Origin of the sequence: Frigoribacterium sp. NBH87, assembly GCF_014217665.1 — a bacterium.
Classification (GTDB): domain Bacteria; phylum Actinomycetota; class Actinomycetes; order Actinomycetales; family Microbacteriaceae; genus Frigoribacterium; species Frigoribacterium endophyticum.
On the sequence record NZ_CP043650.1, the window covers coordinates 553,045 to 578,005 of the forward strand.

24 protein-coding genes are annotated in these 24,961 nt (G+C 75.7%); 11 read left to right on the plus strand and 13 right to left on the minus strand.

Going from position 1 to position 24,961, the window contains the following annotated elements; genetic code table 11:
- Nucleotides 1-103 precede the first annotated feature (103 nt).
- Together F1C15_RS02610 and F1C15_RS02615 are read right to left on the minus strand one after the other, a co-directional pair.
- Nucleotides 104-1,036 (minus strand): NUDIX hydrolase, encoded by a 933-nt coding sequence (locus F1C15_RS02610; RefSeq protein WP_255465439.1) that lies wholly within the window; start codon nt 1,034-1,036, stop codon nt 104-106.
- Between the two features lie 239 nt (nt 1,037-1,275).
- Nucleotides 1,276-2,229 (minus strand): nuclease-related domain-containing protein, encoded by a 954-nt coding sequence (locus F1C15_RS02615; RefSeq protein WP_185232781.1) that lies wholly within the window; start codon nt 2,227-2,229, stop codon nt 1,276-1,278.
- A gap of 130 nt (nt 2,230-2,359) precedes the next feature.
- Here F1C15_RS02615 and F1C15_RS02620 point away from each other — a divergent pair, with 130 nt between their 5' ends.
- Nucleotides 2,360-3,505, plus strand: coding sequence for a glycerol dehydrogenase (locus F1C15_RS02620; RefSeq protein WP_185232783.1), 1,146 nt, complete (start codon nt 2,360-2,362; stop codon nt 3,503-3,505).
- Between the two features lie 89 nt (nt 3,506-3,594).
- Here the strand turns inward: F1C15_RS02620 and F1C15_RS02625 are convergent, their stop codons facing one another.
- Nucleotides 3,595-3,927, minus strand: a complete 333-nt coding sequence (locus F1C15_RS02625; RefSeq protein WP_056055136.1) for a PGPGW domain-containing protein — start codon at nt 3,925-3,927, stop codon at nt 3,595-3,597.
- A gap of 152 nt (nt 3,928-4,079) precedes the next feature.
- Between F1C15_RS02625 and F1C15_RS02630 the strand changes: the two genes are divergently transcribed.
- From F1C15_RS02630 to F1C15_RS02640, 3 genes are read left to right on the plus strand one after another with little or no spacing between them, the layout of a single operon-like run.
- The gene (locus tag F1C15_RS02630) at nt 4,080-5,051 is read left to right on the plus strand and encodes an aldo/keto reductase (protein ID WP_185232785.1); all 972 of its coding nucleotides are present in this window, start codon (nt 4,080-4,082) and stop codon (nt 5,049-5,051) included.
- Between the two features lie 13 nt (nt 5,052-5,064).
- Nucleotides 5,065-5,943 carry an aldo/keto reductase gene (locus F1C15_RS02635; RefSeq protein ID WP_185232787.1) on the plus strand — a complete coding sequence of 293 codons (879 nt, stop codon included), beginning with the start codon at nt 5,065-5,067 and terminating at the stop codon, nt 5,941-5,943.
- Nucleotides 5,940-6,479, plus strand: a complete 540-nt coding sequence (locus F1C15_RS02640; protein WP_056055145.1) for a YbhB/YbcL family Raf kinase inhibitor-like protein — start codon at nt 5,940-5,942, stop codon at nt 6,477-6,479. The genes F1C15_RS02635 and F1C15_RS02640 overlap by 4 nt, the downstream gene beginning before the upstream one ends.
- Before the next feature lie 107 nt (nt 6,480-6,586).
- Here F1C15_RS02640 and F1C15_RS02645 read toward each other — a convergent pair whose 3' ends face one another.
- Together F1C15_RS02645 and F1C15_RS02650 are read right to left on the minus strand one after the other, a co-directional pair.
- Nucleotides 6,587-7,093: a hypothetical protein gene (locus tag F1C15_RS02645; RefSeq protein WP_185232789.1), complete on the minus strand. Its 507-nt coding sequence runs from the start codon at nt 7,091-7,093 to the stop codon at nt 6,587-6,589.
- 128 nt (nt 7,094-7,221) lie between these two features.
- Nucleotides 7,222-8,550 carry an MFS transporter gene (locus F1C15_RS02650; protein ID WP_185232791.1) on the minus strand — a complete coding sequence of 443 codons (1,329 nt, stop codon included), beginning with the start codon at nt 8,548-8,550 and terminating at the stop codon, nt 7,222-7,224.
- 53 nt (nt 8,551-8,603) lie between these two features.
- Here F1C15_RS02650 and F1C15_RS02655 point away from each other — a divergent pair, with 53 nt between their 5' ends.
- The 3 genes from F1C15_RS02655 to manD all read left to right on the plus strand — a co-directional run bounded on the left by F1C15_RS02655 (nt 8,604) and on the right by manD (nt 11,698).
- The gene (locus tag F1C15_RS02655) at nt 8,604-9,473 is read left to right on the plus strand and encodes an aldo/keto reductase (RefSeq protein WP_185232793.1); all 870 of its coding nucleotides are present in this window, start codon (nt 8,604-8,606) and stop codon (nt 9,471-9,473) included.
- A gap of 79 nt (nt 9,474-9,552) precedes the next feature.
- Nucleotides 9,553-10,395 (plus strand): EI24 domain-containing protein, encoded by an 843-nt coding sequence (locus F1C15_RS02660; RefSeq protein WP_185232795.1) that lies wholly within the window; start codon nt 9,553-9,555, stop codon nt 10,393-10,395.
- 64 nt (nt 10,396-10,459) lie between these two features.
- Nucleotides 10,460-11,698, plus strand: coding sequence for a D-mannonate dehydratase ManD (gene manD / locus F1C15_RS02665; RefSeq protein WP_185232797.1), 1,239 nt, complete (start codon nt 10,460-10,462; stop codon nt 11,696-11,698).
- A 22-nt stretch (nt 11,699-11,720) separates the two neighbouring features.
- Here manD and F1C15_RS02670 read toward each other — a convergent pair whose 3' ends face one another.
- The 7 genes from F1C15_RS02670 to F1C15_RS02700 all read right to left on the minus strand — a co-directional run bounded on the left by F1C15_RS02670 (nt 11,721) and on the right by F1C15_RS02700 (nt 19,093).
- A complete protein-coding gene (locus F1C15_RS02670; protein ID WP_185232799.1) occupies nt 11,721-12,203 on the minus strand; it encodes a VOC family protein in 483 nt (160 codons plus the stop codon).
- A 70-nt stretch (nt 12,204-12,273) separates the two neighbouring features.
- Complete coding sequence (locus tag F1C15_RS02675) at nt 12,274-13,761, minus strand: NCS2 family permease (RefSeq protein ID WP_167259285.1); 1,488 nt, start codon at nt 13,759-13,761, stop codon at nt 12,274-12,276.
- A gap of 65 nt (nt 13,762-13,826) precedes the next feature.
- Nucleotides 13,827-15,482: a biotin carboxylase N-terminal domain-containing protein gene (locus F1C15_RS02680; protein ID WP_185232801.1), complete on the minus strand. Its 1,656-nt coding sequence runs from the start codon at nt 15,480-15,482 to the stop codon at nt 13,827-13,829.
- On the minus strand, nt 15,479-17,239 hold the full coding sequence (locus F1C15_RS02685; protein ID WP_255465440.1) for a carboxyltransferase domain-containing protein: 1,761 nt from the start codon (nt 17,237-17,239) through the stop codon (nt 15,479-15,481). The genes F1C15_RS02680 and F1C15_RS02685 overlap by 4 nt, the downstream gene beginning before the upstream one ends.
- Nucleotides 17,236-18,027, minus strand: a complete 792-nt coding sequence (locus F1C15_RS02690; RefSeq protein ID WP_185232803.1) for a LamB/YcsF family protein — start codon at nt 18,025-18,027, stop codon at nt 17,236-17,238. Before F1C15_RS02690 ends, F1C15_RS02685 begins: the two co-directional genes overlap by 4 nt.
- A 147-nt stretch (nt 18,028-18,174) precedes the next feature.
- Nucleotides 18,175-18,612, minus strand: a complete 438-nt coding sequence (locus tag F1C15_RS02695) for a hypothetical protein (protein WP_185232805.1) — start codon at nt 18,610-18,612, stop codon at nt 18,175-18,177.
- A gap of 79 nt (nt 18,613-18,691) precedes the next feature.
- Nucleotides 18,692-19,093 (minus strand): hypothetical protein, encoded by a 402-nt coding sequence (locus F1C15_RS02700; protein WP_056055167.1) that lies wholly within the window; start codon nt 19,091-19,093, stop codon nt 18,692-18,694.
- An 87-nt stretch (nt 19,094-19,180) separates the two neighbouring features.
- Here F1C15_RS02700 and F1C15_RS02705 point away from each other — a divergent pair, with 87 nt between their 5' ends.
- The 4 genes from F1C15_RS02705 (at nt 19,181) to F1C15_RS02720 (ending at nt 23,731) form a co-directional block, all read left to right on the plus strand.
- Complete coding sequence (locus tag F1C15_RS02705; RefSeq protein ID WP_185232807.1) at nt 19,181-20,230, plus strand: LLM class flavin-dependent oxidoreductase; 1,050 nt, start codon at nt 19,181-19,183, stop codon at nt 20,228-20,230.
- 149 nt (nt 20,231-20,379) lie between these two features.
- Nucleotides 20,380-21,411: an NADPH:quinone reductase gene (locus F1C15_RS02710; RefSeq protein WP_185232808.1), complete on the plus strand. Its 1,032-nt coding sequence runs from the start codon at nt 20,380-20,382 to the stop codon at nt 21,409-21,411.
- Between the two features lie 99 nt (nt 21,412-21,510).
- Entirely contained in the window at nt 21,511-22,554 is a 1,044-nt protein-coding gene (locus F1C15_RS02715; protein WP_185232810.1) for an MBL fold metallo-hydrolase, read from the plus strand.
- A gap of 151 nt (nt 22,555-22,705) precedes the next feature.
- On the plus strand, nt 22,706-23,731 hold the full coding sequence (locus F1C15_RS02720) for an ATP-dependent DNA ligase (RefSeq protein WP_255465556.1): 1,026 nt from the start codon (nt 22,706-22,708) through the stop codon (nt 23,729-23,731).
- 59 nt (nt 23,732-23,790) lie between these two features.
- On the opposite strand, the gene ligD is transcribed toward F1C15_RS02720, so the two are convergent.
- Nucleotides 23,791-24,837, minus strand: coding sequence for a non-homologous end-joining DNA ligase (gene ligD, locus F1C15_RS02725; protein WP_185232813.1), 1,047 nt, complete (start codon nt 24,835-24,837; stop codon nt 23,791-23,793).
- Nucleotides 24,838-24,961 lie beyond the last annotated feature (124 nt).

Sequence of the window (24,961 nt, forward strand, 5' to 3'; positions counted from 1 at the left end):
CGCCCTCCGGGGCGACCACGGCGTCGCGTCGTCGTGTGCGGCGTGCGGTGAGCGGCGTTCAGTATGCGGCGTGCGGTGGGTCGCGTGCGGCGCCGCCGGCGCCTCAGCTCGCGGGCAGCGCGTCGAGGGCCGCGAGCAGGCGGCCCGGGCCCACCACGTCGGCCCCCCGGGCCCGCACCCTGGCGCCGAGCTCGCGGTCGGCCGTCACGACGACGACCTGCCCGCCGCCGGCGCGCAGGCGGTCGACGACCTCGACGATCGCGGCGTCGCCGTCGGCGGACGCCCGCACGACCGTGACGGGGTGGGCCGCGGTGCCCGGGGAACCGGCCTCGGGGCCGTCGGCGGTCTCCGCCGCGCCCCGCGCCTCCCCCTCGAGGACGACGGTGACGTGCGGCCACCAGGAGGTCGCGGCGCCCGCCCCGGTCGGGGGCTCCGCCAGCACGAGGTCGGCCGGCAGGCCCGTGCGGGCCGCGGCCGAGAGCGCCCCGAGGAGGCGCGTGGCGGCCCCGGCACGGTCGCGCCACCAGCCGTCCGGGCGAGAGCCCACGACGTTGGCCGCGTCGACGACGAGGTGCGGGGCGAGGTCGAGCTGGGCCTCGAGCCCCGGCCAGGACGCCGCGAAGCCGGGGTGCAGCGGCAGCGCCGCGACGTCGGCGCGGGGCACCCAGGCGAGCTCGATGCTCTCCGCGTCGGAGATCACGGCCTCGAACGGCCGCTCGACCCGGGCCACGACGGTCGTGTACGACCACGGCGGCACCTCGAGCACGGACTCGAACACGAGCCGCAGGGCGTCGCCGGGCACGGCGGCCTCCTCGCCGCTCTCGCGGAGGGCGCCCTCGACCGCGGTCTCGTCGAACTGGCGGGCGCCGCCCGGCAGGCCCCAGGTGCCGCCGTGGTGGCTCCACTCGACGCGGTGCTGCAGGAGGACGCGGTCGTCGGCGTCGACGACGAGCAGGCCGGCGGCGCCCGCCCGGCCCCAGAAACGTCGGCCGTCGGAGGTCTCGACCCAGCCGTCAGCGGGTCCGTGGATGGTCACCCCGCGAGCTTGCCACACGCCGCCGGGAGCGGACCCGGCGAGGTGGCGGGCACGACCCATCCGATCCGGCGGAGGCTCCGAACGAGAACCCGGGGGCTGGTCCGGAACCCGATGTCGGACCATCCCCCACCCTCCCGCCCGGGGCGGGGACGACGAGGTCGCCGCCCGGGGCCGGGCCAGGGCCGCTGGTCGACGCGTCAGCCGGGCGTTCCGTGGAACGATCGGGCGGCCGCCACGGCCTAGACGAAGCGGATGGACTGCTGCAGTCGCTCGCGCACCTCGAAGACGTCGCTGATCGAGGTCCGGTCGCCGAGCTCGGGCCCGTACGTCAGGACGTGCGCCAGCAGCGACCGACGCAGCACCCAGGTGGAGCCGCGTCGACCGCGGCCGACCTGCTCGAGGGCCGGCGGGAAGTCGTCGTCGGGCACCACGATCAGCTGGTGCGTGAACGAGACGCGCGTGGCACGTCGCACGGCGCGGGCCTGGCGGGTGAGGTCGCGCACGGGCTGCTCGTGCTCGGGCACGCCGCTGCCGACCAGCTCGCCCCGGGAGACGACGAGCTCGCTCCCCCAGTCGGACGACTGGACGGCGAACAGGCCCGACGGGCCGAGCACGACGTGGTCGAGCTTGCCCTCGTCGCCGGCGTCGACGTCGCTCCAGATCGTGTAGCCGATGCCCAGGCCGGTGACCACGGCCACGGTCGCCTCCTCGGCGAGCGCGTCCGCCAGGACGTGGCGGATCTCGGGCGGGGCGGTGCGGACGAGCTGCTCGTCGTAGGGGTCGTCGAGGGGCACGCCGCGACCGACCCACTCCCGCATGAGGTCGAGGTACCGCTCGCGGTTGGCGCCTCCGGGGTGGCCGTGCACGCGGGCACGCGGCTGGGAGCCCGTGCGCGGAGCGTCGCGGGCCGGAGGGGCCCAGCTGAACGGGGCGCCGCCGGCGGTGCCGGGCCCCGGGGCGCGGGACCCTGACGTGGCGGGGCCGCGGCGGCGGTCGTAGGCGGCCCGCGCCTCCGGAGTCCCGACCTGCTCCCAGGCGAGCTGGAGGGAGCGGAAGGCCGCCGCGCTGCCGCCGAGGTCGGGGTGCGTCTCGCGCGCGAGGCGGCGGTAGGCGCGGCGGAGCTCGTCGTCGCTGACGCCGGCGGGCACGCCGAGCACCTCGTACGGGGTCGCGGAGGCGGGGCTGGGCGTCACCTGACGGACTTTACCGGGAGGGGCCTGAACCGCGGGTCCCGGCCCGCCGGGAGGCGGCTGGGCGTCGCCAGGGGCCGTCCAGAGCCGCCGCGTACCGTCGGGCGCGACCCCGTCGAGAGAGGAAGACACGATGACCACACCGGTCCGCACCGTCATGAGCCCCGCCCGCTACGTCCAGGGGAAGGACGCGATCACCCGCCTCGGCGAGTTCGTCGCCGCCATCGGCTCGTCGCCCCTGATCGTCTCCGACGACGTCGTCTGGGGACTCGTCGGCGACGCCGTCGAGACGAGCTTCGGCGGCTCGGAGCTGCGCGTCGAGAGGGTCGGCTTCGGCCGGTTCGCGACCCCGGCCGCCATCGACGAGCTCGCCGGGCAGATCCGGTCGACCGAGGCCGACGTCGTCGTCGGCATCGGGGGCGGCAGCGCCATCGACGCGGCGAAGGCGGCGGGCCACCTCGCCGGCGTCCGGTGGGTGAGCGTGCCCACGGTCGCCTCGACCGACGCCCCGACCTCCGCCCTCGCCGTCGTGTACTCGGAGGAGGGCGAGTTCCTCGAGTACCGCTTCTTCCCCCGGAACCCGGACCTCGTGCTCGTGGACACCCAGCTCGTCGCGAACGCCCCGGAGAAGTTCCTGGTCGCCGGCATCGGCGACGCCCTGGCGACCTGGCTGGAGGCGCGGGCCTCGTCGCGGGCACACGCCACGACCATGGCGGGCGGCCTGGCGACGAAGACGGGCGTGGCGCTGGCCCAGCTGTCGTGGGAGATCATCCACGAGAACGCGTTCTCGGCCCTCGAGGCGGTGCGCGACCACGTCGTCACGCCGGCCCTGGAGGACCTCGTCGAGGCGAACACGCTCCTCTCGGGCCTCGGCTTCGAGTCGGGGGGCCTCGCCGCCGCCCACGCGATCCACAACGGGCTGACCGCGGCTCCGCAGACGCACGGCCTCACCCACGGGCAGAAGGTCAACGTCGGCTCGATGACGCAGCTCGTGCTGGAGGGCGCTCCCCGTCAGGAGATCGAGGAGTTCGTCGTCTTCACCACCCGCGTCGGCCTTCCCAACACCCTCACCGAGATCGGGCTCTCCGTCGACGACCACGACGAGCTCCGGGCGGTGGCGGAGGCCGCCACGGTGGAGTCGGAGACGATCCACTCGATGCCGTTCCCCGTGACGGCCGACGACGTCGTCGCGGCGCTCACCGCGATCGAGCGGCTCTCGCGGAGCATCCGCGCCCAGGCCGGCCTGCCCGAGCCCGTCGCGTACGTCGCTCAGCACTAGCCACGCCGACGACGAGGGGCCCCCTGCTCAGGCAGGGGGCCCCTCTCGTGCGTCGGCTGGACGGACGGGCGCGCAGCCTGCGCGGTGAGTCAGGCGGCCCGGGCGGAGCGGGCGACGCGCCAGGCCCGCCAGCGCAGGTGCAGCCGGCGGCCGAGCCGTCGCACGGCCTGCGTGACCCGGTGGGCCGCGGGGAACTCCGTGCCGAGCACGGCCACCCCGACGAAGACGATCAACCACCCCGGGCCGGGCAGCGGGACGAGCACGAGCCCGAGGGCCACGACAAGGAGGCCCACGAGCGCGACGAGCACCTTGTAGGCGACGCGGAGGCGCGGCCACGCGTCGAGGCGGGCCCTGGCCGCGACGTAGCGGTCGCGGGCCCGGGCGCGTCGGGTGCCGGAGGCGGTGGTGCTGCGGGTCGACATGCCCCGACGGTAGGCGATCGGGCTGGCAGGGCCCGCCGTGCCGCCTGCCAAGCGCCTGGGCACGCGGGGGTCAGCGGGCCCGCGGGCCGGCGCAGGTGGGGATCAGGCACCAGCTGTGAGCGGTCACCGGCCCGAGGGCGTAGCCAGGAGCCATGGACTACACACATCTGGGACGCACGGGGCTGTCCGTCTCGAGGGCGGTGCTCGGCACGATGAACTTCGGGCCGCAGACCTCCGAGGCCGACTCCCACGCGATCATGGACCGCGCCCACGACCTGGGCGTCAACTTCTTCGACACGGCGAACGTCTACGGCTGGCAGAAGGGCGAGGGCGTCACCGAGCAGATCATCGGCCGCTGGTTCGCCGGCGGCGGCGGCCGCCGCGAGAAGACGGTGCTCGCCACCAAGCTCTACGGCGACATGAGCGACTGGCCGAACGGCGGGAAGCTCAGCGCGCTGAACATCCGGCGGGCGCTGGACGAGAGCCTCACGCGGCTGCAGACCGACCACATCGACCTCTACCAGTTCCACCACGTGGACCGGGAGACGCCGTGGGAGGAGATCTGGCAGGCGATGGAGGTGGCCGTGCAGCAGGGCAAGGTGCTCTACGCCGGCAGCAGCAACTTCGCCGGCTGGCACATCGCGCAGGCGCAGGAGGCGGCGAAGGCCCGGCACTTCACCGGCCTCGTCAGCGAGCAGTCGATCTACAACCTCATCGTCCGCGACGTCGAGCGTGAGACCCTGCCGGCGGCCCGCGCCTACGGCCTGGGCATAATCCCGTGGTCGCCCCTGAACGGCGGCCTGCTGGGCGGAGTCGTCCGGAAGGCCGACCAGGGCGTCCGGCGCCTAGAGGGCCGGGCGGCCGAGTACGTGGCCGAGCACCGCGAGCAGCTCGAGCGCTACGAGGCCCTGGCCGACGACCTCGGCCACGCCCCGGGCGAGCTCGCCCTGGCGTGGCTGCTGCACCAGCCGGGTGTCACCGGGCCCATCACCGGCCCGCGCACGATGGAGCAGCTCGAGTCGGCCGTCGCGGCCGTCGACGTCCGACTCGACGACGACGCCCTCGGGCGTCTCGACGAGATCTTCCCCGAGCACCGCACGGCGCCCGAGGACTACGCGTGGTGAACAGGAGAACAGCATGAGGACACGGACCATCGGAGACGTCACCGTCAGCGCGATCGGCCTCGGGGCGATGCCCCTGTCGATCGAGGGCCGGCCGGAGGAGAAGCAGGCGGTGGCGACGATCCACGCCGCCCTCGAGCAGGGCATCACCCTGATCGACACCGCTGACGCCTACCACCAGCCCGGCGCGCACGAGGTCGGCCACAACGAGTCGCTCGTCGCCCGGGCGCTCGCGAGCTACCACGGCGACACGTCGGACGTGCTCGTCGCGACCAAGGGCGGCCACCTCCGCCCCGGGGCCGGCGACTGGTCGCAGAACGGCGACCCGGCCTACCTGAAGGAGGCGGCACGCGCGTCCGCGCAGCGCCTCGGCATCGAGACCATCGGCCTGTACCAGTTCCACCGCCCGGACCCGGCCGTGCCGTACGCGGACTCGATCGGGGCCCTGGCGGAGCTGCTCGACGAGGGCGTGATCCGCATGGCGGGCATCTCGAACGCCGACGTCGACCAGATCCGCCTCGCGAACGAGGTGCTCGACGGCCGTCTCGTGTCGGTGCAGAACCAGTACTCGCCGGCCTTCCGGTCGAGCGAGGTCGAGCTGGCGCTCTGCGACGAGATGGGCATCGCCTTCCTGCCGTGGAGCCCCCTCGGCGGCATCACCGACGCGGCCGAGCTCGGCTCGAAGCACGCCGTCTTCGCGGAGATCGCGAACGCGCGCCGTCTCAGCCCCCAGGTGCTCACCCTCGCCTGGGAGCTCTCGAAGAGCGAGCTCGTCGTGCCCATCCCCGGCTCGCGACGCCCGCAGACCATCATGGACTCGGCGACGGCGGCCACGGTCAAGCTGTCGGCCGACGAGATCCAGCGGCTCGACGCCGCGGCAGGAGGAGACGAATGAGCGACCCGCGCACGAACCCCTACGACAGCATCTCCGAGGTGCCGTCGTTCACGTTGACGAGCACCGACCTGGTCGACGGCGGGGTGCTGTCGACGCCCCAGGTGAGCGGCATCTTCGGCGCGGGCGGCGAGGACGTCAGCCCGCAGCTCTCGTGGTCGGGCGCCCCCGAGGGCACCAAGGGCTACGCGGTGACCGTGTACGACCCCGACGCCCCGACGGCGGCCGGCTTCTGGCACTGGGCCGTGGCCGACCTGCCCGCGACGACGACCTCGCTGCCCTCAGGGGCCGGTGACGACGACGGCTCGGGGCTGCCCGAGGGCGCCTACCAGCTGCCGAACGACGCGGGCCTCCGCCGCTTCCTCGGCGCGGCCCCGCCGCAGGGCCACGGGCCGCACCGCTACTTCGTCGCCGTGCACGCGCTCGACGTCGAGACGACCGGCGTCGACGCCGGCGCCACGCCCACCCTGTTGGCCTTCACCATCCGCGACCACACCCTGGCGCGCGCGGTGGTGCACGCCACCTGGGAAGCGGCCTAGCCGCACACGGGCCCTCGCGGCCCGCTCGAGGAGGCGCGACCCGGCACCCGGCCGGGTCGCGCCTCCTCGTGTCCGTGGCCGAGCAGCGCTGGTGGTCGGGCCGCCGCTCAGTGGTGGGGGTTGCGCATCATCACCGGCCGCTGGTCGGGCAGCAGGCCGGCCATGCCGTCGGGCAGCACGTGCTCGGCCAGCTCGCCGCTGAGCGGGCGGGCCGGGGCGAACCCCGACGGCGACCGGTGCACCTGACCGTGCAGCCGCAGCCCGCCCGACGCCAGGCGATCGGAGACCCCGCGGGCCCAGGTCGAGACGGCGAGGTCGTCGAGGTCGGACTCGAGGGCCCGCTGCCAGACCAGCGCCAGGCCGCGCGCGCGACAGGCCGAGGCCTGGTCGCGGAGCAGCCGCTCGAGCACGTCGACGTCGCGGCCGTACGGGAGGCGGGGCTGGCCGCGGAGGCGCAGCACGCTCTGGCAGGGCTCGCGCGCCACGTCGACGAGGACGACGTAGAGCAGGTCCTCGTCGCAGGGCTCGTCGCAGACGCCGGCCGCCCACTCCTCCAGGGTGGTGGCGGAGTCGCGGTCGGGCAGGCGGGGGACGGTTCTCTCGGTGGGGGTCATGCCGACCACCGTGGCGGCCCGGAGCCGAGGGCGGCGGTGGCCGCCGCACGCCCTGGGGACCACCCGCGCGGCGCCCCGGTGTGGAGGGACGCCCCTCAGCCGCCCTGGGGAGAGACCCCGGGGCCTGCCTACGCCTGCCCGGCCCCGGCCCCGGCCCCGCGCCGCCGGTGCTCGGCGTCGACGGCGTCCGCCCGCAGCTCGGCGAGGCGGGCGCGACGGGCCACGCGCTGCAGCACCGCCGCGACCACGGCAGCGAGGACGACGAAGGCCCCGTACGCGCTGAGCACGGCGTCGAGCCCGTCGACGGGGACGAACACGCCAGCGAGCACGCTCGGCACGCCGAACGCCAGGTAGCTCGCCACGTAGACGCTCGACAGCACGCCGGCCCTCGCGTCGACGGGCGCCTCCGCGAGCACGAGCCGCAGCGCCGCCTGGAACCCCGCGCCGAACCCGACGCCGCCGACCACGGCCGCCACGACGAACAGCGGCACGGAGGCCGTCCAGAGCGCCGCGACGATGCCGATCGGCCCGACGACGAGCGCCACGACCCCGACCCGCAGCGCCCTCGCGGCGTCGACACGCTGGATCGCGAGCCCCGTCAGCGCCCCCGACCCGGTGAAGAGCGCGATCGCGGCCCCGGTCAGCGCCGGGCTCGACACGTCGAAGGTCGTCCGCAGGATGGTGCCCGCGAAGGCGAGGAACATGCCGCCGAGGCCCCAGCTCGCGATCATGCAGCCGACGACGGCGACGAAGACGCGCCGCGCCTCCCCCGGCACCGTGACGGTGGGCACGAGCGACCGCAGGGCCCCGGAGGCGCGGGGCACGCGCTCGGGGACGAACGCCACCGCGACCCCGCACGCCACCATCGCGGCCGCCAGCACGAGGAAGACGAGGCGCTCGGGCAGCGGCCCGAACTCGACGAGGAGCCCGCTGGTCAGCGCCCCGACGGTGAGCGCGACCGGCGGGGTCACGCCGTTGAGGAAGGCCGCGAGGGCGGGGCGGGAGGCCGGCTGGTGGTCGATCATGCCGGCGCCGAGGGCCCCGGTCGCGAGGCCGATGGCGAGGCCCTGGAGCACGCGGGCGACGACGAGCGCCAGGTCGCCCGTGGCCACGGAGAAGACGAGCATCGCCGACACGGAGACCGCGAGGCCGGCCAGCACGAGGGGCCGACGCCCGACGTGGTCGGAGAGCCGGCCCGCGGTGAGCAGGGTCGCCAGCAGGCCCGCGACGTAGACCGCGAAGACCACCGTCAGCGCGAGCGGCGAGAGCGACCACTCCTCCTGGTAGATCGGGTAGAGCGGCGACGGGGCCGAGCCGCTCGCGACGAGCACGAGCAGCGTGAGGGCGTAGACGACCAGCCCCGCCGACCCTCCGCCGCCGCGGCCGCCGGGCCGCCGGGAGGCGCGGGGGCGGGGGACGCTGCCGGTGGCGGGCTGGGCTCGTTCTGTCGTCTGCACGGGGAGGGCCAACCGCCCGGCCCGCCCGCGTGTTCCCGGCGCAGACTGGTCGGGTGACCACGACCGCCCCGCCCACCGTGACCTTCCCCGACGGCCGCACCGCCCCCGCCCTAGGCCAGGGCACCTGGTACCTCGGCGACGACCCGCGCCGCCGCGCCGCCGAGCTGGAGGCCATCCGCACCGGGCTCGACCTCGGCCTCACGCTCGTCGACACCGCCGAGATGTACGGCGACGGGGCCGCGGAGGCCCTCGTCGGCGAGGCGATCGCCGGCCGCCGCGACGAGGTCTTCCTGGTCAGCAAGGTGCTGCCGGGCAACGCCAGCCGCCGCGGCACCGTCGACGCCTGCCACGCGAGCCTCCGACGCCTCGGCACCGACCGTCTCGACCTCTACCTGCTGCACTGGCGGGGCGGCCACCCTCTCTCCGACACGGTGGAGGCGATGGAGGCGCTGGTCGAGGAGGGCGCGATCGGCGCCTGGGGCGTCAGCAACTTCGACGTCGACGACCTGGACGACCTTTCCGTGGCGACCGGCGCCGGCGGCCCGGCCCGCGCCTCCGGCCCCCACACCGACCAGGTGCTCTACAACCTCGCCCGCCGCGGCCCCGAGTTCGACCTGCTGCCCCGGCTGCGCGCCGACGGCGTGCCGCTGATGGCGTACTCCCCCGTCGACCACGGCGAGCTGCTCGACCACCCGGTCGTCGTGTCGGTCGCCCGGGACCTCGGCGTGACGCCGGCCCAGCTGGCGCTCGCCTGGGTGCTGCGCCTCGCCCCGGACGTCTGCGTCGCCGTGAAGGCCGGCAGCGTCGCCCACACCCGCGAGAACGCGGCGGCGCTCGACGTCGACCTCGACGACCAGGCGTTCGTGCAGCTCGAGCGCGCCTTCCCCGCCCCGACCTCGGCTGTGCCGCTCGAGGTGCTCTGACCCGCGACCGGTCCGCGATCGGCCCCCGACCGACCCGACCGACCCGGCCCGCGTCGGCGACGCCCGGTACGCTCGGCCCATGTCGGTCGTGCGCGAGTTCGGGTCGGGCGCGGCCCTGCTCGGCCGCGGGCTGCGCCTCTGGGGCACGTCGCCGCGCCTGATGCTGCTCGGCGCCGTCCCCGCCGTGATCGTCGGCCTCGTCTTCGTCGGGCTGCTCGTGCTCGTCAACGGCTACGCCGACGACGTCGCCGTGGCGCTCACCCCGTTCGCCGACTCGTGGCCCGAGTGGGAGGCCCGGGTCGTCCGCCTCGTCATCGGCCTCGCCGTGGCGGCCCTCGCCGTGCTGCTCGCCGTGTTCACCTTCACCGCCGTGACCCTGCTGGTGGGAGACCCGTTCTACGAGAGGATCTGGCGGCACGTCGAGCGCCGCGAGGGCGACGCCCCGGCCGACCTCGGCACCGGGTTCTGGCGGGGGCTCGCGAAGAGCGTCGGCGACTCGCTGCGGCTGCTGCTCGCGACCGCCTCGATCGGCCTCCTCCTCTTCGTCGGCGGCTTCGTGCCCGTCGTCGGGCAGACGGTCGTGCCGGTGCTGGCCGCCGTGACCGGCGGGTGGTTCCTCACCGTCGAGCTGACCGGCTTCGCGTTCGACGCCCGCGGCCGGACCCTCCGCGAGCGGAGGCGCGCGCTGGGCCTCCGACGGGCGCACACGCTGGGCTTCGGCACCGTCACCTGGCTCTCGTTCCTCGTGCCGTTCGGAGCCGTGCTCGTGATGCCGGCCGCGGTGGCGGGGGCCACCCTGCTCGCGCGGGAGGCCGACGCCGCCGCCCGCGGTGCGGCGCCCGCGCTGTCCGCACCGCCCACGCCGCCGTCTTCGCCCACCCCGCCCGTGCCGACCGTGCCGCAGAAGGGCCGAGCGGGCTGACGCCCGGCCGGGCGGCCTGCCAGACTCGGTGGCACCACGCCCGCCGACGAAGGAGTCGCCCCGCATGAAGATCGACAAGGCCGAGGTGGTCGTCACCAGCCCCGACCGCAACTTCGTGACCCTCAAGCTCACGACCGACGACGGGGTCACCGGCCTCGGCGACGCCACCCTCAACGGCCGCGAGCTCGCGGTCGTCGCGTACCTCTCCGAGCACGTCGTGCCGCTCCTCCTCGGCCGGGACGCCGCCCGCATCGAGGACACCTGGCAGTTCCTCTACCGGAGCGCCTACTGGCGGCGCGGCCCCGTCACGATGGCCGCGATCGCCGCCGTCGACGTCGCCCTCTGGGACATCAAGGCGAAGGTCGCCGGCATGCCGCTCTACCAGCTGCTCGGGGGCGCCTCCCGCACCGGCCTGCTCGCCTACGGCCACGCCTCCGGCAAGGACCTCCCCGAGCTGTTCGACAGCGTGCGCGAGCACCAGGAGCAGGGCTACCGCGCGATCCGCGTGCAGACCGGCGTGCCCGGGCTCACGTCGATCTACGGCATCGCCTCGAACGCCACCTTCGACGCCAACGCCGGGGTGCGCTACGACCACGAGCCGGCCCAGCGCGGCGCCCTGCCGAACGAGGAGGACTGGGACACCCGCTCGTACCTGCGCCACGTGCCGACCGTCTTCGAGGCCGTGCGCGCCGAGTTCGGGCCGGAGATCCCCCTCCTGCACGACGGGCACCACCGCATGACGCCGATCCAGGCCGCGTCGCTCGGCAAGAGCCTCGAGCCCTACGACCTCTTCTGGCTCGAGGACGTCACGCCCGCCGAGAACCCCGAGGCCCTGCGCCTCGTGCGGCAGCACACGACCACGCCGCTCGCGATCGGCGAGATCTTCAACACCGTCTGGGACTACCAGCAGATCATCCGCGAGCAGCTGATCGACTACGTGCGGAGCGCCGTCACCCACACCGGCGGCATCACGCACCTCAAGCGGGTGCTCGAGTACGCCGCGCAGTACCAGATCCGGTCGGGCATGCACGGCCCGACCGACATCTCGCCGGTGGGCATGGCGGCGGCGATGCACCTCGGGCTGTCGATCCACAACTTCGGGATCCAGGAGTACATGCAGCACGGCTCGCGGACCGACAGCGTCTTCCGGCAGTCGTTCACGTTCGAGGGCGGCATGCTGCACCCGGGCGAGCAGCCGGGGCTCGGCGTCGAGCTCGACGTCGACGAGGCCGGGAAGTACCCGTACGAGAAGGCGTACCTGCCCTACAACCGCCTGGCCGACGGCACCGTCCACGACTGGTAGCCCCGGGGAGGCGCGGGTCGGGTCAGGTGCCCGCGTAGGCGGCCCGCAGGTCGTCGACCACGAGCCGGCCCATGCCCATCATGGCCGCCATGGCCCGGGCCGCCCCCTCCGGGTCCGGGCCGCCGAGGGTCTCGCCGAGGGCGCTCGGGACGATCTGCCAGGAGAAGCCCCAGCGGTCGGTGAGCCAGCCGCAGCGGCCCTCCTCGCCGCCGTCGGCGACGAGGGCGTCCCACAGGCGGTCGAGCTCGGGCTGGTCGGAGACCGGCACCGAGAACGACACGGCGTCGGAGGGGGCGTGCCCCGGCCCGCCGTTCAGCCCCTGGAAGCCCTGGCCGTCGAGCTCGAACTCGACCACGAGCGCCCGGCCGGCGAGGGCCGGGTCGGGGAAGTCGTCGGGGTACCGGGAGACGTCGGTGACACGGGAACCGGGGAAGAGCGAGACGTAGAACGTCGCGGCGACCTCGGCCTCGCCGTCGAACCAGAGCACGGGGGTGATGCGGGGCACGGTGCGCCTCCTCGGTCAGGGGCGGCAGCGTCGTCGCCGCCGCGTGCCGCCCACCGTACCGCCGCCCCGCTCAGCCGACCAGGGCCTCGATCGGGCCGCGCACGAAGTAGACGAGGAACCCCAGCGACACGATCCAGAGCAGCGGGCTGATCTCGCGCGCCTTGCCGGAGGCGGCCCGGACGATCACCCAGCTGATGAAGCCGACGCCGATGCCGTTGGCGATCGAGTAGGTCAGCGGCATGGTGATGATCGTGAGGAAGACCGGCAGGGCGACGGAGAAGTCGGTCCAGTCGACGTCCTTGATCTGCGAGACCATCAGCGCGCCCACGATGACGAGCGCGGAGGCTGCCACCTCGAGCGGCACGACCTGCGTCAGCGGCGTGAAGAACATCGCGAGCACGAAGAGCAGGCCGGTGACGACCGAGGCCGCGCCGGTGCGGGCGCCCTCGCCGATGCCCGAGGCCGACTCGACGAAGACCGTGTTCGACGACGAGCTGGTGGCCCCGCCGGCGATCGCGCCGACGCCCTCGATGACGAGCGCGCTCTTCAGGCGGGGGAAGGTGCCGTCGGGGCGGGCGACGTCGGAGGCCTTGGCGAGGCCGGTCATCGTGCCCATCGCGTCGAAGAAGTTCGTGAAGACCAGCGTGAAGACCAGCATCACGGCCGAGAGGACGCCGATGCGGGCGAAGGCGCCGAAGCTGATGTCGCCGATGAGCGACAGGTCGGGCAGGGCCACGATCTGGGTCGGCATGACGGGGGCGTTGAGGTTCCAGTCGTCGAGGTTCTGCCCGTTCGACGTCGGCACCTGGAAGATCGCCTGCAGCACGATCGCGATCACCGTGGTGGCCACGATGCCGATGAAGATCGCCCCGCGCACGCGGCGGGCCATCAGCACGCCGATCACGACGAGCCCGATGACGAAGGTGATGGTCGGCAGCGTCGCGACCGACCCGGCGGAGCCGAGCTGCAGGGGCGGCGACGCGGAGCCGCTGGTGCGGACGAAGCCGGAGTCGACGAGCCCGATGAACGCGATGAAGAGGCCGATCCCGACCGTGATCGCCGTCTTCAGCGCGGCGGGGACGGCGTTGAAGATCAGGCCGCGGAGGCCGGTGACGGCGAGGATCGTGATCACGAGGCCGTTGATGACGACGAGACCCATCGCCTCGGGCCAGGTGACGTCCTGCACGACGGTGACCGCGAGGAACGAGTTGATGCCGAGGCCGGCCGCGAAGGCGAACGGGAGGCGCGCCACCGCCCCGAAGAGGATGGTCATGACGCCCGCGGTGAGGGCGGTGACGGCGCCCACCTGGGCGTTCTGCAGCCAGCCGCCCGCGACGTCCTGCGCGGCCTGGTCGGCGCTGAAGCCGCCGAGGATCAGCGGGTTGAGGATGACGATGTACGCCATCGTCACGAAGGTGACGACTCCGCCGCGGATCTCGCGGGCCCAGCTGGAGCCGCGGGCCGTGACCTCGAACCAGGAGTCGAGGCGTCCGGCGACGCCGGAGCGGGGTGCCGGCGCGCCCGTGGGCGCGGACGACGACGAGACGGGAGAGGACATGGCGGCGGCTCCGGTGGTGCGGGGGACGGTGCGGGCACGCGCTCGGCTCTGGGCGCTCTCCCAGCTTACGGGGCCGTGACGTGTCCCCCGTCGTCGGGGCGGTCGACGGGGTCGTCCTCGCCGACGACGGCGGCGACCATCGCGGCCACGACCTCGACGTCGGCCAGCTCGGCGGGCAGCACGACGGGGACGCGGCGGCCCGCCACCTCGACCCAGGTGCGCAGGACGACGGGCGTGGCCCGCGCCTCCGGCGTCCGGACCGCGAGGCCGTCGAGCCAGGGGCACTCCGTCTCGATCCAGCGGGTGTGCACGGTCGGGGCCTCGTCGCCGGGCGGGGCGAAGGCGGGGTCGTCGAGGAGGCGGCGGTGGAAGGGCGCGGAGGTCGCGGGGCCGTCGACGACGAGGTCGTCGAGGGCGCGTCGGGAGCGGCGCAGCGCCTCGTCACGGTCGCGGCCCCAGACCGAGAGGGTCATCAGCAGCGAGTCGCGGCCGGGCGGGACGTCGTCGCCGGGGGCCACGCCGGCGTCGACGCGGACGCCCGGCCCGCCGGGGAACTCGAGACGGGCGACCGGGGCCGGGGCCGGCAGGAAGCCACGGCCCGGGTCCTCCGCCGTGACGCGGAACGAGAGGGCGTGCCCGAGCACCGGCGGGGCCGCGGCGACCTCGAGGGGCCGCCCGTCGGCGAGCAGCAGCTGCTGCCGGACGAGGTCGACCCCGGTCGTCAGCTCGGTGACGGCGTGCTCGACGGACAGCGCCGTGCCGACCTCGAGGAAGGACACCTGGCCGGACTGCGAGACGAGGAACTCCACGGTGCCGGCGCCGCGGTACGAGACGGCCCCGCAGACGGCCGTGCTGACGTCGACGACGACGGCCAGCTGCTCGTCGGTGAGGAAGGGCGCCGGGGCCTCGGCGAGGAGCTTCTGGTGCCGGCGCTGCACCGAGCACTCGCGCGTGCCGACGACGACGACCCCGCCCTCGCCGTCGCCGAGCACCTGGGCCTCGACGTGCCGGGGCCGGTCGAGGTACTGCTCGACGAAGCACTCCCCGCGGCCGAAGACGGCGACGGCCTCGCGCACCGCGCTGTCGTGCAGGTCGGCCACCTCGTCGAGGCGACGCGCGACGCGGAGCCCCAGGCCGCCTCCCCCGTTCGCCGCCTTGAGGGCGATCGGGAGCCCGTGGCGCTGGGCGAACGCGACGGCCTGGTCGGGCCGCCGGACCGGCCCGGAGGTGCCCACGACGAGCGGGGCGCCGACCGAGTCGGCGAGGGCGCGTGCGGCGATCTTGTCGCCGAGCACCTCCATCGTCGCGGGGTCGGGGCCGACCCAGGTGAGCCCGGCGGCGACGACGCGGCGCGCGAACTCGGCGCTCTCGGAGAGCGGGCCCGCGCCCGGGTGCACCGCGTCGGCGCCGCTGCGCACGGCGGCGTCGAGCATCGCCTGCATGTCGCGGTAGGCGTCGGGACGGCCGACCGGGAACGCGCCGGCGGAGCCGCCGCCGGGCGAGCCGCCGCCGGGGCCGACGGCCGGGTCCGCGCCGAGGGCGTCGGCGGCGTTGATCGCGTCGGCGGGCTCGAGCGCCCAGGCCTCGTCGGCCGCGCGCACGTGCAGGGCGGCCGCGTCGTCGGCCGTGTAGACGGCGACCGAGGGCAGCTGGAGGTCGGCGCAGGCGCGGGCGATGCGCACGGCGACCTCGCCGCGCTCGGCGATGAGGAGCTTGATCACCGTTCCGTCCCCCGCTCGGCCGCGAGGCGCTCGTCGAGGTGGTCGTCCTGCCGGTCGCCGCGGCGGCCCCGCCCGAGGTCGGGCCCGGGCACCACCCGGAACCGCACGCGGGCGCCGATCGGCACCTGGGCGGCCCGGTCGAGCTGGTCGCCCACGACGCACGCGACGACCGGGTAGCCGCCCGTCACCGGGTGGTCGGCCATGAAGAGCACGGGGTGGCCGGAGGGCGGCACCTGCAGGGCCCCCGAGACGGTCGCCTCGCTCGGCAGCTCGGCGGGCAGCCCGTCGGCGACGAGGCGCTCGAGGGGCCGCTCGCCCTCGAGCCGGAGGCCGATGCGGTTCGACTGCGCGGTGACGGTGAAGCGCTGCTCGGTCAGCAGCTCGACGGCCTCGGGCGTGAACCAGTCGTCCCGCGGCCCGAGCACGACGTCGAGGAAGGTCACCTCGTCGGGCGCCGAGACCGTGCGCTGCACGTCGGGCGCCGCCGCGGCGACGCTCTCGGCCCAGGCTCGGCCCACCGCGAGCTCGTCGCCGGGGCGCACCCGCTGCGGGCCGAGCCCGGCGAGCACGTCGCCCGAGACGCTGTCGAGGACGGGCTCGGCCTCCCAGCCGCCGCGGACGGCGAGGTACGAGTAGACGCCCCGGGGAGGCGCCCCCACGGTGAGCACGTCGCCGTCGTCGAGCGCGAACGCGGCGCCCACCACGGCAGGGCGCGGGCCGGCGGGCCCGGTGACCGTGATCGGCACGGGAGCGCCCGCCACGGCGAGCACGAGGTCGCCGCGCGCCGTCGCCTCGAGGCCGCCGTAGGCCAGCTCGAGCGCGGCCGAGCCGGTGGCGGCGCCGACGAGGCGGTTCGCCTCGCGGAGCGCCCGGTGGTCCATCGCCCCGGAGCGGGAGACCCCGAGGCCGGATCGGCCGGGGCGGCCGAGGTCCTCGAGGATCGTGTGCGGGCCGGGGCGGTCGACCAGCAGGGCCCGGTCGGGTCGGGACGGCGGCGCGACCGGCGACGACGCGGCCCGGACCGACGCGGAGCGCACCACGGCCCCGTCGGCCGGCGCCACGGCCGCGTCGGGGCGGTCGCCGGTGCCCGCCGTGACATCGACGAAGCGCACCCGCATGCCCGGCTGCAGCAGCGCGGGCACCCGCTCGGCGAGGTCCCAGAGGGCGACCTCGGTGCGGCCCACGATCTGCCAGCCGCCCGGGCTCTCGCGCGGGTAGACGCCGCAGAACTCGCCCGCGAGGGCGACGGCGCCGGCGGGCACGTGGGTACGGGGCACGGCCCGTCGCGGCACGGCGAGGGCGGGGTCGCCTCCGGATAGGTAGGCGAAGCCCGGCGCGAAGCCGGTGAAGGCGACGGTGTGGACAGCGCCGGTGTGGCGGCGGACGACCTCCTCGACCGTCAGCCCGCTGAGCTCGGCGACCTCGGCGAGGTCGTCGCCGTCGTAGTGCACCGGGATCTCGACGAGGCGCCCCTCGGTCGCGGCGTCGCGCGAGCTCGGCAGCGACCGGATCACCGAGAGCAGGGAGGTGACCGGCAGCAGCGCGGGCAGGAAGCGGACGGCGACGGTGCGCGGCGCGGGCACGACGTCGAGGATCCCCGCCACGGGCTGCGCGAGGAGCGCGCCGAAGAGGGCCAGCGACTCGTCGAGGTCGGCGGTCTCGATGAGGACCCCGTCCGTGCCGAGGGGCAGGATGCGCGGCTCCCGTGGGAGGCCGCCGTGCCGGTCGGCGGAGCCGGAGCGGTCGTCGCCGCTCACGCCGACGCCCCCGGGACGGTGACGAAGGAGCGCAGGGCGACCCCCGCCTCCTCGAGGCCGGTGCGGACGGCACGCGCGACCTCGACCGCGTCGGGCGAGTCGCCGTGCACGCAGACCGTGCGCGCGTCGACCTCGACCTCCTGGCCGTCGACGGAGGTGACCCGCCCCGTCTCGGCGAGCTGGAGGACGCGGTCGCGGATCTCGGCGGGGTCGTGCAGCACCGCCCCGGGCTCGCGACGGGGCACGAGCTCGCCCGACGCCGTGTAGGCGCGGTCGGCGAAGGCCTCGGGCACGGTGACGAGTCCCGCGGCGGAGGCGCGGCGGAGGAAGGCCGACCCGGCCAGCCCCACGACGGCGAGCGCCGGGTCGACCCGCAGCACGGCCTCGACGACCGCGTCGGCGTGGGCGGCTCCGCGGTCGTCGTCGCGGGCGATGGTCGTGTAGAGCGCCCCGTGCGGCTTGACGTACCGCACGGCCGTGCCGGCGGCCCGGGCGAGGCCGTCGAGGGCGCCCACCTGGTAGGCGACGTCGCCCACGAGCTCCGCGGGCGAGGCGTCGAGGTAGCGGCGCCCGAAGCCGGCGAGGTCGCGGTACGACACGTGCGCGCCGACGACGACGCCGCGCCGGTGCGCCTGCCCCACGACCCGGAGGAGCGACTCGGGGTCGCCGGCGTGGAAGCCGCAGGCGACGTTCGCGCTCGTGACGACGTCGAGCAGGGCCTCGTCGTCGCCCAGGGTCCACCGGCCGAAGCCCTCGCCGAGGTCGGCGTTGAGGTCGATGGTCGTCAAGGTGGGGCCTTCCGTGCGGCGGGGCCGTCGGTGGGGGGCGGGGTGGCCGGCGTGCGGTGCCGAGCGCCGGGCGGCCGGGCGGTGGTCAGCCCGGTCGGTCGGCGTCCACCGTACCGGCAGGCACGGCCGCGCCCGGTGGGAACGCGCTCAGCCGGCTCGCCGCACGAGCAGGGCCCGCGTCACGAGCGGCACCTGGAGCGGCAGGCGCACGAGGGTCACGACGCGGCGCACGCGGGAGGCGCGGGCGCTGTGCAGGGACCGCGTCGCCATCGACACGTTGGCCGGGAACACGGCGACGAACAGGGCCGCGGCGAGCGCGCCCCCGACGCGCCGGGTGGGGCGGGAGGCGAGCGCCGCCGCGACGACGAGCTCGGCGACCCCGGAGGAGACGGTCCAGAAGCGGGCGGGGCCGGGCATGCTGCGCGGCACGACGGCGTCGTAGGTCGCGGGTGCGACGAGGTGGAGGACGCCGCTGCCGCCGAGGGCCGCGGTGAGGAGGCGGGCGGTGCGGGCGGCGGAGGCGCGCTCGGTGCGGGCGGCGGCGGTGCGGCCGGGGCGACCGGGGCGGGGGCGTCGGGGGCTCATGCGGTCCATCTTCCTCGCCCGCGACTCCTCGGTGCCTGCCCCGCGCCTGCTCCGCGCCGGCCCGTGCCCGGGGCGTGCCTCAGACGGCGGGGGTGCGGCCCGAGCCGCCGAAGCGGATCGAGACGTCGAGGCGCCAGGCCTTCGGCTCGCCCGTGACGTGGGTCGTGCCGACGAAGCGCAGCCGGTCGCCCGCGCCGAGGCTCAGCACGCCGTGGACGTCCTCCCGGCCCTCGAGCCAGAAGGCGATGTCGTGCTCGTCGAGCAGGTCGTCGTCGACGGTCGCGCCGAAGGTGGCCCCGTCGAACTTCAGGGGCACGTCACGGAAGTGCAGGCGGGGCGGGGCGTCCGACCAGTCGACGTCGGCCGGCAGGCGCTCGGCGACCACGGTGGCGTCGACCACCCCGTCGCTCCCGAGCGTCACGGACGAGGCGCGCAGGTCGATGCCGAGGTCGTCGCCGTCGACACGGAATCGGTTCTCCACCCCGCCCACGCTAGCGGCGCGGCCCCGTCCCGTCACCTGTGCCGTCCGGACGGAATGGGGGCGGGCCCCGCGGGGTTGGCGCTGAGCATGGAGAAGAGCATCGGGTTCCTGTCGTTCGGGCACTACCAGGACGTCCCCGGGTCGAGGACCCCGACCGCCCGGGAGGCGCTGGTCCAGTCGATCGAGCTGGCGGTCGCCGCCGAGGAGATCGGCATCGACCAGGCGTCGGTGCGCGTGCACCACTTCGCGAAGCAGCTGGCCAGCCCGTTCCCGCTGCTGGCCGCCATGGCGGCGCGGACGAGCCGCATCGAGCTCGGCACCGGCATCATCGACATGCGCTACGAGAACCCGCTCTCGATGGCCGAGCAGGCCGCGGCCGCGGACCTGATCAGCGCGGGTCGCCTCCAGCTCGGCGTGAGCCGGGGGTCGCCCGAGACCTCGCTGCGCGGCTACGAGGCGTTCGGCCACGTGCCCGCCGACGGCGAGACCGACGCGGACATGGCGCGTCGCCACACCGCGCTGTTCCGCTCCGCGATCGCGGGCGACGCGGTCGCGACGAGCGACCCCCGCATGACGGGCTGGTCGAGCCCGCTCGCGATCGAGCCGCTCTCCCCCGGGCTCGGCGAGCGCATCTGGTGGGGCTCCGGCACCCGCGCGACGGCGACGTGGACGGCCGAGCAGGGCATGAACCTGATGAGCAGCACCCTCCTGACGGAGGACACCGGCGTGCCGTTCGACGAGCTGCAGGCGGAGCAGATCGCGCTCTACCGCCAGGCGTGGGCCGCCGCCGGGCACGCCCGTGAGCCGCGCGTCTCGGTGAGCCGCAGCGTCATCCCGATCACCACCGACGAGGACGTCCGGTACTTCGGCGTCCGCGCACAGCAGGACTCGCGCGACCAGGTCGGCCTGCTCGACGGGGTGCAGTCGCGCTTCGGCAAGAGCTACGTCGGCGAGCCCGACGTGATCGCCGCGCAGCTCGCCGGCGACGCGGCCGTCCGGGCGGCCGACACCGTGCTGCTCACCGTGCCGAACCAGCTCGGGGTCGACTACAACGCCCGGCTGCTGCGCACGGTGGCCGACCACGTCGCGCCCGCGTTCGGCTGGGCGCCGGCGCACGCGGCGACGCGCCCGCGCTGACGGACGCGCGGGCGGGCCACGCGTCGAGGTGACTCGTCCTTCGTCCTCACCGGCGCAGGAGCCCCGGGACGGGTCACCTCGACGGAGACGACGACGTCGGAGGCGCGTGGCTGGGAACAGCGCCGGGCCCGGGGTCGTTGACTGGCCCCATGAAGTCGATCATCTACACCGAGACCGGTCCCGCCTCCGACGTGCTGCACCTCGTCGACCGCGAGGTGCCCGAGCCCGCCGCCGGCGAGGTGCGCGTGCGCGTCGTCGTGTCGGGCGTCAACCCCACCGACTGGAAGTCGCGCCAGGGCTCCGGCCCCGGCGAGGCCACGCCGTACCCCGAGGTCACCCCGGACCAGGACGGCGCGGGCGTCGTCGACGCCGTGGGCGAGGGCGTCACCGACCTCGCCGTCGGCGACCGGGTCTGGTCGTTCATCTCCGCGAACGGCCACGCGACCGGCACCGCCCAGGAGTACACCGTCCTCCCCCGCGAGCGCGTCGTCCCCCTCCGCGACGGGGCCTCGTTCGACCTCGGCGCGAGCCTCGGGGTCCCCGCCATGACGGCGCACCGCGCGCTCACCGTCCACGAGGACGGCCCCAGGCGCCTGTCGCCCGGCGCGCTCGACGGCGTCACCGTCCTGGTCTCGGGAGGCGCGGGCGCGGTCGGCCACGCCGCGATCCAGCTGGCCGCCTGGGCCGGAGCCACGGTGATCACCACGATCTCGAGCGACGCGAAGGCGGCCCTCGCCCGCGCCGCCGGTGCCCACCACGTCGTGAACTACCGCGAGCAGGACGCGGCCGCCGAGATCCGCCGCCTCGCCCCCGACGGCGTGCGGGTGGTCGTCGAGGTGTCGATCCGGCAGAACGCGGAGCTGGTGGCCGCGGTCGTCGCGCCCCGCGCCTCCGTCGCGATCTACGCGAACGACGGCGGCGACGAGGTCTCGCTGCCGCTCCGCGCCAACATGGGCACGAACACCCGCTACCAGTTCGTGCTGCTGTACACGGTCGGCGAGGAGGCCCTCCAGGCCGCCGCCGAGGACGTCACGGCCGCCGTGCGCGACGGGGCGCTGCCCGTCGGCGAGGAGGCCGGGCTGCCGCTCCACCGGTTCCCGCTCGAGCGGACCGCCGCCGCCCACGAGGCCGTCGAGGCCGGCGTGACCGGCAAGGTGCTGGTCGACGTCGCCCCCGAGTGAGCTGACGCACGGCGAGGTGACCCGTCCTGGGCCCGGGGCAGCCCCGGCGGCCCAGGACGGGTCACCTCGGGGGTGCGGCGCCCGGGCTAGGCTCGCCGGGTGCCCGCTCCCGCCCCGATCAGCCCCGTGCAGGCCGAGGCGCTGCGCACCCGCACGCTCCCTCCCCTCGAGGAGGTGCGGCACGGCGTCTGGTCGCTGTCGTCGACCGTGGGCGACCGCGTCGAGGGCCACTCGTTCAGCTACCTGATCGAGGGCTCCGACGGCTCCCTCGCGCTGATCGACCCGGGCTGGGCCGGGCCCGATGCCGTCCCCCGGCTCGAGGCGGCGCTGCGGTCGGTCGACCACGAGCTCTCCGACCTGACGCTCGTCGTGGTCACCCACCTGCACCTCGACCACCTGGGGGCCGCTGACGACGTGCGCCGCGCCTCCGGGGCCCGCGTCGCGATGCACGCCCTCGAGGCCGCCGCCCTCGACCGGCGCGCCGCCGACGGGGCCGCCGCCGACGCCGACGTCGCCCGCTGGGGCGCCCCCCGGGAGCTGACGGAGGCGCTGGTCGCCTCCTGGGGGTCCGGTCGCGCCCTGCCCGCGGTCACCCCCGACCTGCTGCTCGCCGACGGCGACGAGCTGCCGGTCGCGGGCCGCCGCCTGCGGGTCGTGCACACGCCGGGCCACACCGCCGGCCACCTGTGCGTCGTGGAGCCCGAGCAGCGCCTCGTCTTCACCGGCGACCACGTGCTGCCGACGATCAACCCCGGCATCGGCCTCGGCGGCCGCACCGCGTCGAACCCCCTCGACGACCACCTCGCCTCGCTGCGGGCGATGGTCCCCCTCGACCGGCCCGGAGCGGACGCGCTCGAGGTCTGCCCCGGCCACGAGTACCGGTTCGTCGGCCTGGCCGAGCGGGCGGAGGCGCTGGTCGCGCACCGCGCCGACCGCACCCTCGACGCGGTGACCGCGCTCGACGCCCTGCACGCCGGGGGCGCGGGCGCGGCCTCCCCCACGGTCTTCGAGGTCGCCGAGCACATGACCGGCTGGCGCGGCGGCCTCCGGTCGATGACGGGGTTCGTGCTCGCCTCCGCGCTCGCGCAGACGGAGTGGCACCTCCGGTCGGCCGGACGCGGCGACGAGCTCGCGACGGGCTGAGGACGCCTCCCGGGCCGGAGTCGACGACCCGGGCCAGACTCGGCGCATGACCACCGACTCCCCCGCTCGCGACGCCGACGCCGACGCCGGCACCGACTCTGACGCCCGCGCCGCCGCCGCCGTCCCGTCGATCACCGACCCCGTCGCCCCGATGCTCGCGAAGGCCGTCGCCACCGTGCCCGACGCCGACAGCGTCGAGGGCGGCCTGTCGTACGAGCCGAAGTGGGACGGCTTCCGCGGCCTCGTCTACTTCGACGGCGAGACGGTGGAGCTCGGCAGCCGCGGCTCGAAGCCGCTCACCCGGTACTTCCCCGAGCTCGTGGCCGCGCTCGCCGAGGGGCTGCCCGGCCCGTGCGTGCTCGACGGCGAGATCGTGCTGCGGCAGGGCGAGCCCGGCGACGAGCGGCTCGACTGGGACGCCCTCTCGCAGCGCATCCACCCCGCGGCCTCGCGCGTCGCCATGCTCTCGGTCTCGACGCCGGCCTCGTTCGTCGCGTTCGACCTGCTCGCCGAGGGCGACGAGAGCCTCTCGGAGCGCCCCTTCGGCGAGCGCCGGGCCGCCCTCGAGCGCCTCCTCGCCGACGCCGCTGCCCCGCTGCACCTGAGCCGCACGACCACCGACGCCGAGGTCGCTCGCCGCTGGCTCGTCGAGTTCGAGGGCGCCGGGCTCGACGGCGTCGTCGCCAAGCCCCTGGCGAGCCCCTACCGGCCGGGGAAGCGCACGATGCTCAAGGTCAAGCACCACCGCACCGCCGACGTCATCGTGCTCGGCTACCGGGTGCACAAGAGCGGGCAGGGCGTGGGGTCGCTGCTGCTCGGGCTGCACGACGCCGACGGCGAGCTCCGGAACGTGGGAGGCGCCTCCGCGTTCTCGGACGCCCGTCGCCTCGAGCTCGTGGACGAACTGGCCGACCTCGTCGTGCACGACGACGACGGCGGGGTCGCTCACGCCGAGACCGACCGCAGCCGTTTCTCGTCGGGGAAGGACGTCTCGTACGTCCCGCTCCGCCCCGAGCGGGTGGTCGAGGTGCGCTACGACCAGATGGAGGGGCAGCGGTTCCGCCACACGGTGCAGGTGGCCCGGTGGCGGGCCGACCGCGAGGCGAGCTCGTGCGGCTTCGACCAGCTGGAGGTGCCGACGGCGTACGACCTGGGCGAGGTGCTCGTCCGGGCCTGACGCGTCTGCGAGGCGTCTGCCGGAGTCGACCCGCGACTCCTGCCGGCCGACGTGTCCTCCTACTCGGCCTGCTCGACAGGCGAAGCCTGGTCGCCCTGCGGCGCCGCCTTCGCGCGGCTGGGCTGGACGCGGGGCGGCTCGCCCGGCATCTTCGGGAAGTCGGGCGGGAAGGGCAGCTCGCCGAGGCCCGCCTCGACGTCGCGCTCCCACCAGCCGAGCAGCCCGTCGATCGTGCCGGGCTCGTCGTGCATGTGCTCCCACGGATCGCCCGTCGCGGCGAGGCGGCCCGGCACGGTGAGCACGGTGAGCACCGCCGGGTCGGTCGCGTCGAGCTCGCTCCACTCGAGCGGGGTCGAGACGGAGGCGCGGGCCAGCGCCCGGGGAGACCAGGCGCCCGCCATGGTGCGGTCGCGGTTCGCCTGGTTGTAGTCGACGAAGACGCGGCGGCCCCGCTCCTCCTTCCACCACTTCGTGGTCACGGCGTCGGGCATGCGGCGCTCGAGCTCGCGCGCCGCGGCGATCACCGCGTGCCGCACGTCGAGGAACTCCCGGGTCGGCTCGATCGGCGCGAAGACGTGCAGGCCGCGGTTGCCGCTCGTCTTCACGAACGCGGTCAGCCCGGCGTCGGCCAGCACGCGCCGGAGCTCATGCGCCGCGGGCACCGCGTCGGAGAAGTCGGTGCCCGGCTGGGGGTCGAGGTCGACCCGGAGCTGGTCGGGCAGGTCGCTCGCCCCGGCCCGCGAGGCCCAGGGGTGGAAGACGACCGTGTTCATCTGCGCCGCCCAGACGGCCCCGGCCGGCTCGTCGATGACGAGCTGGGGGTGCGAGCGCGCGCTCGGGTAGGTCACGACGACGCTGCGCACGTGGTCGGGAGCGCCGCGGGGCGGGTTCTTCGAGAAGTAGTCGTCGCCGTCGACGCCGCCGGGGAACCGCTGCAGCGAGATCGGGCGGTCGCCGTTCGCGCGGACGAACGCGTCGCCCACCTCGACGAGGTAGCGCGCGAGGTCGAGCTTCGTCACGCCCAGGTCGGGCCAGAGCACCCGGCCCGGGCTCGAGATCCGGACGTCGCGGTCGCCCACCTGCAGCATCGTCGCCTCGCTCGCCATGCCTCACCCTAGCTCCGGGGCCCCGGGCGGGGCCGGGCCGGCCAGGCGGGGCCGGGCGGGCAGGGCCGGGCGGACGGGCGGACGGGCGGGGCCGGGCGGCGCGGGGGCGCCCGCCGCGGGGCGG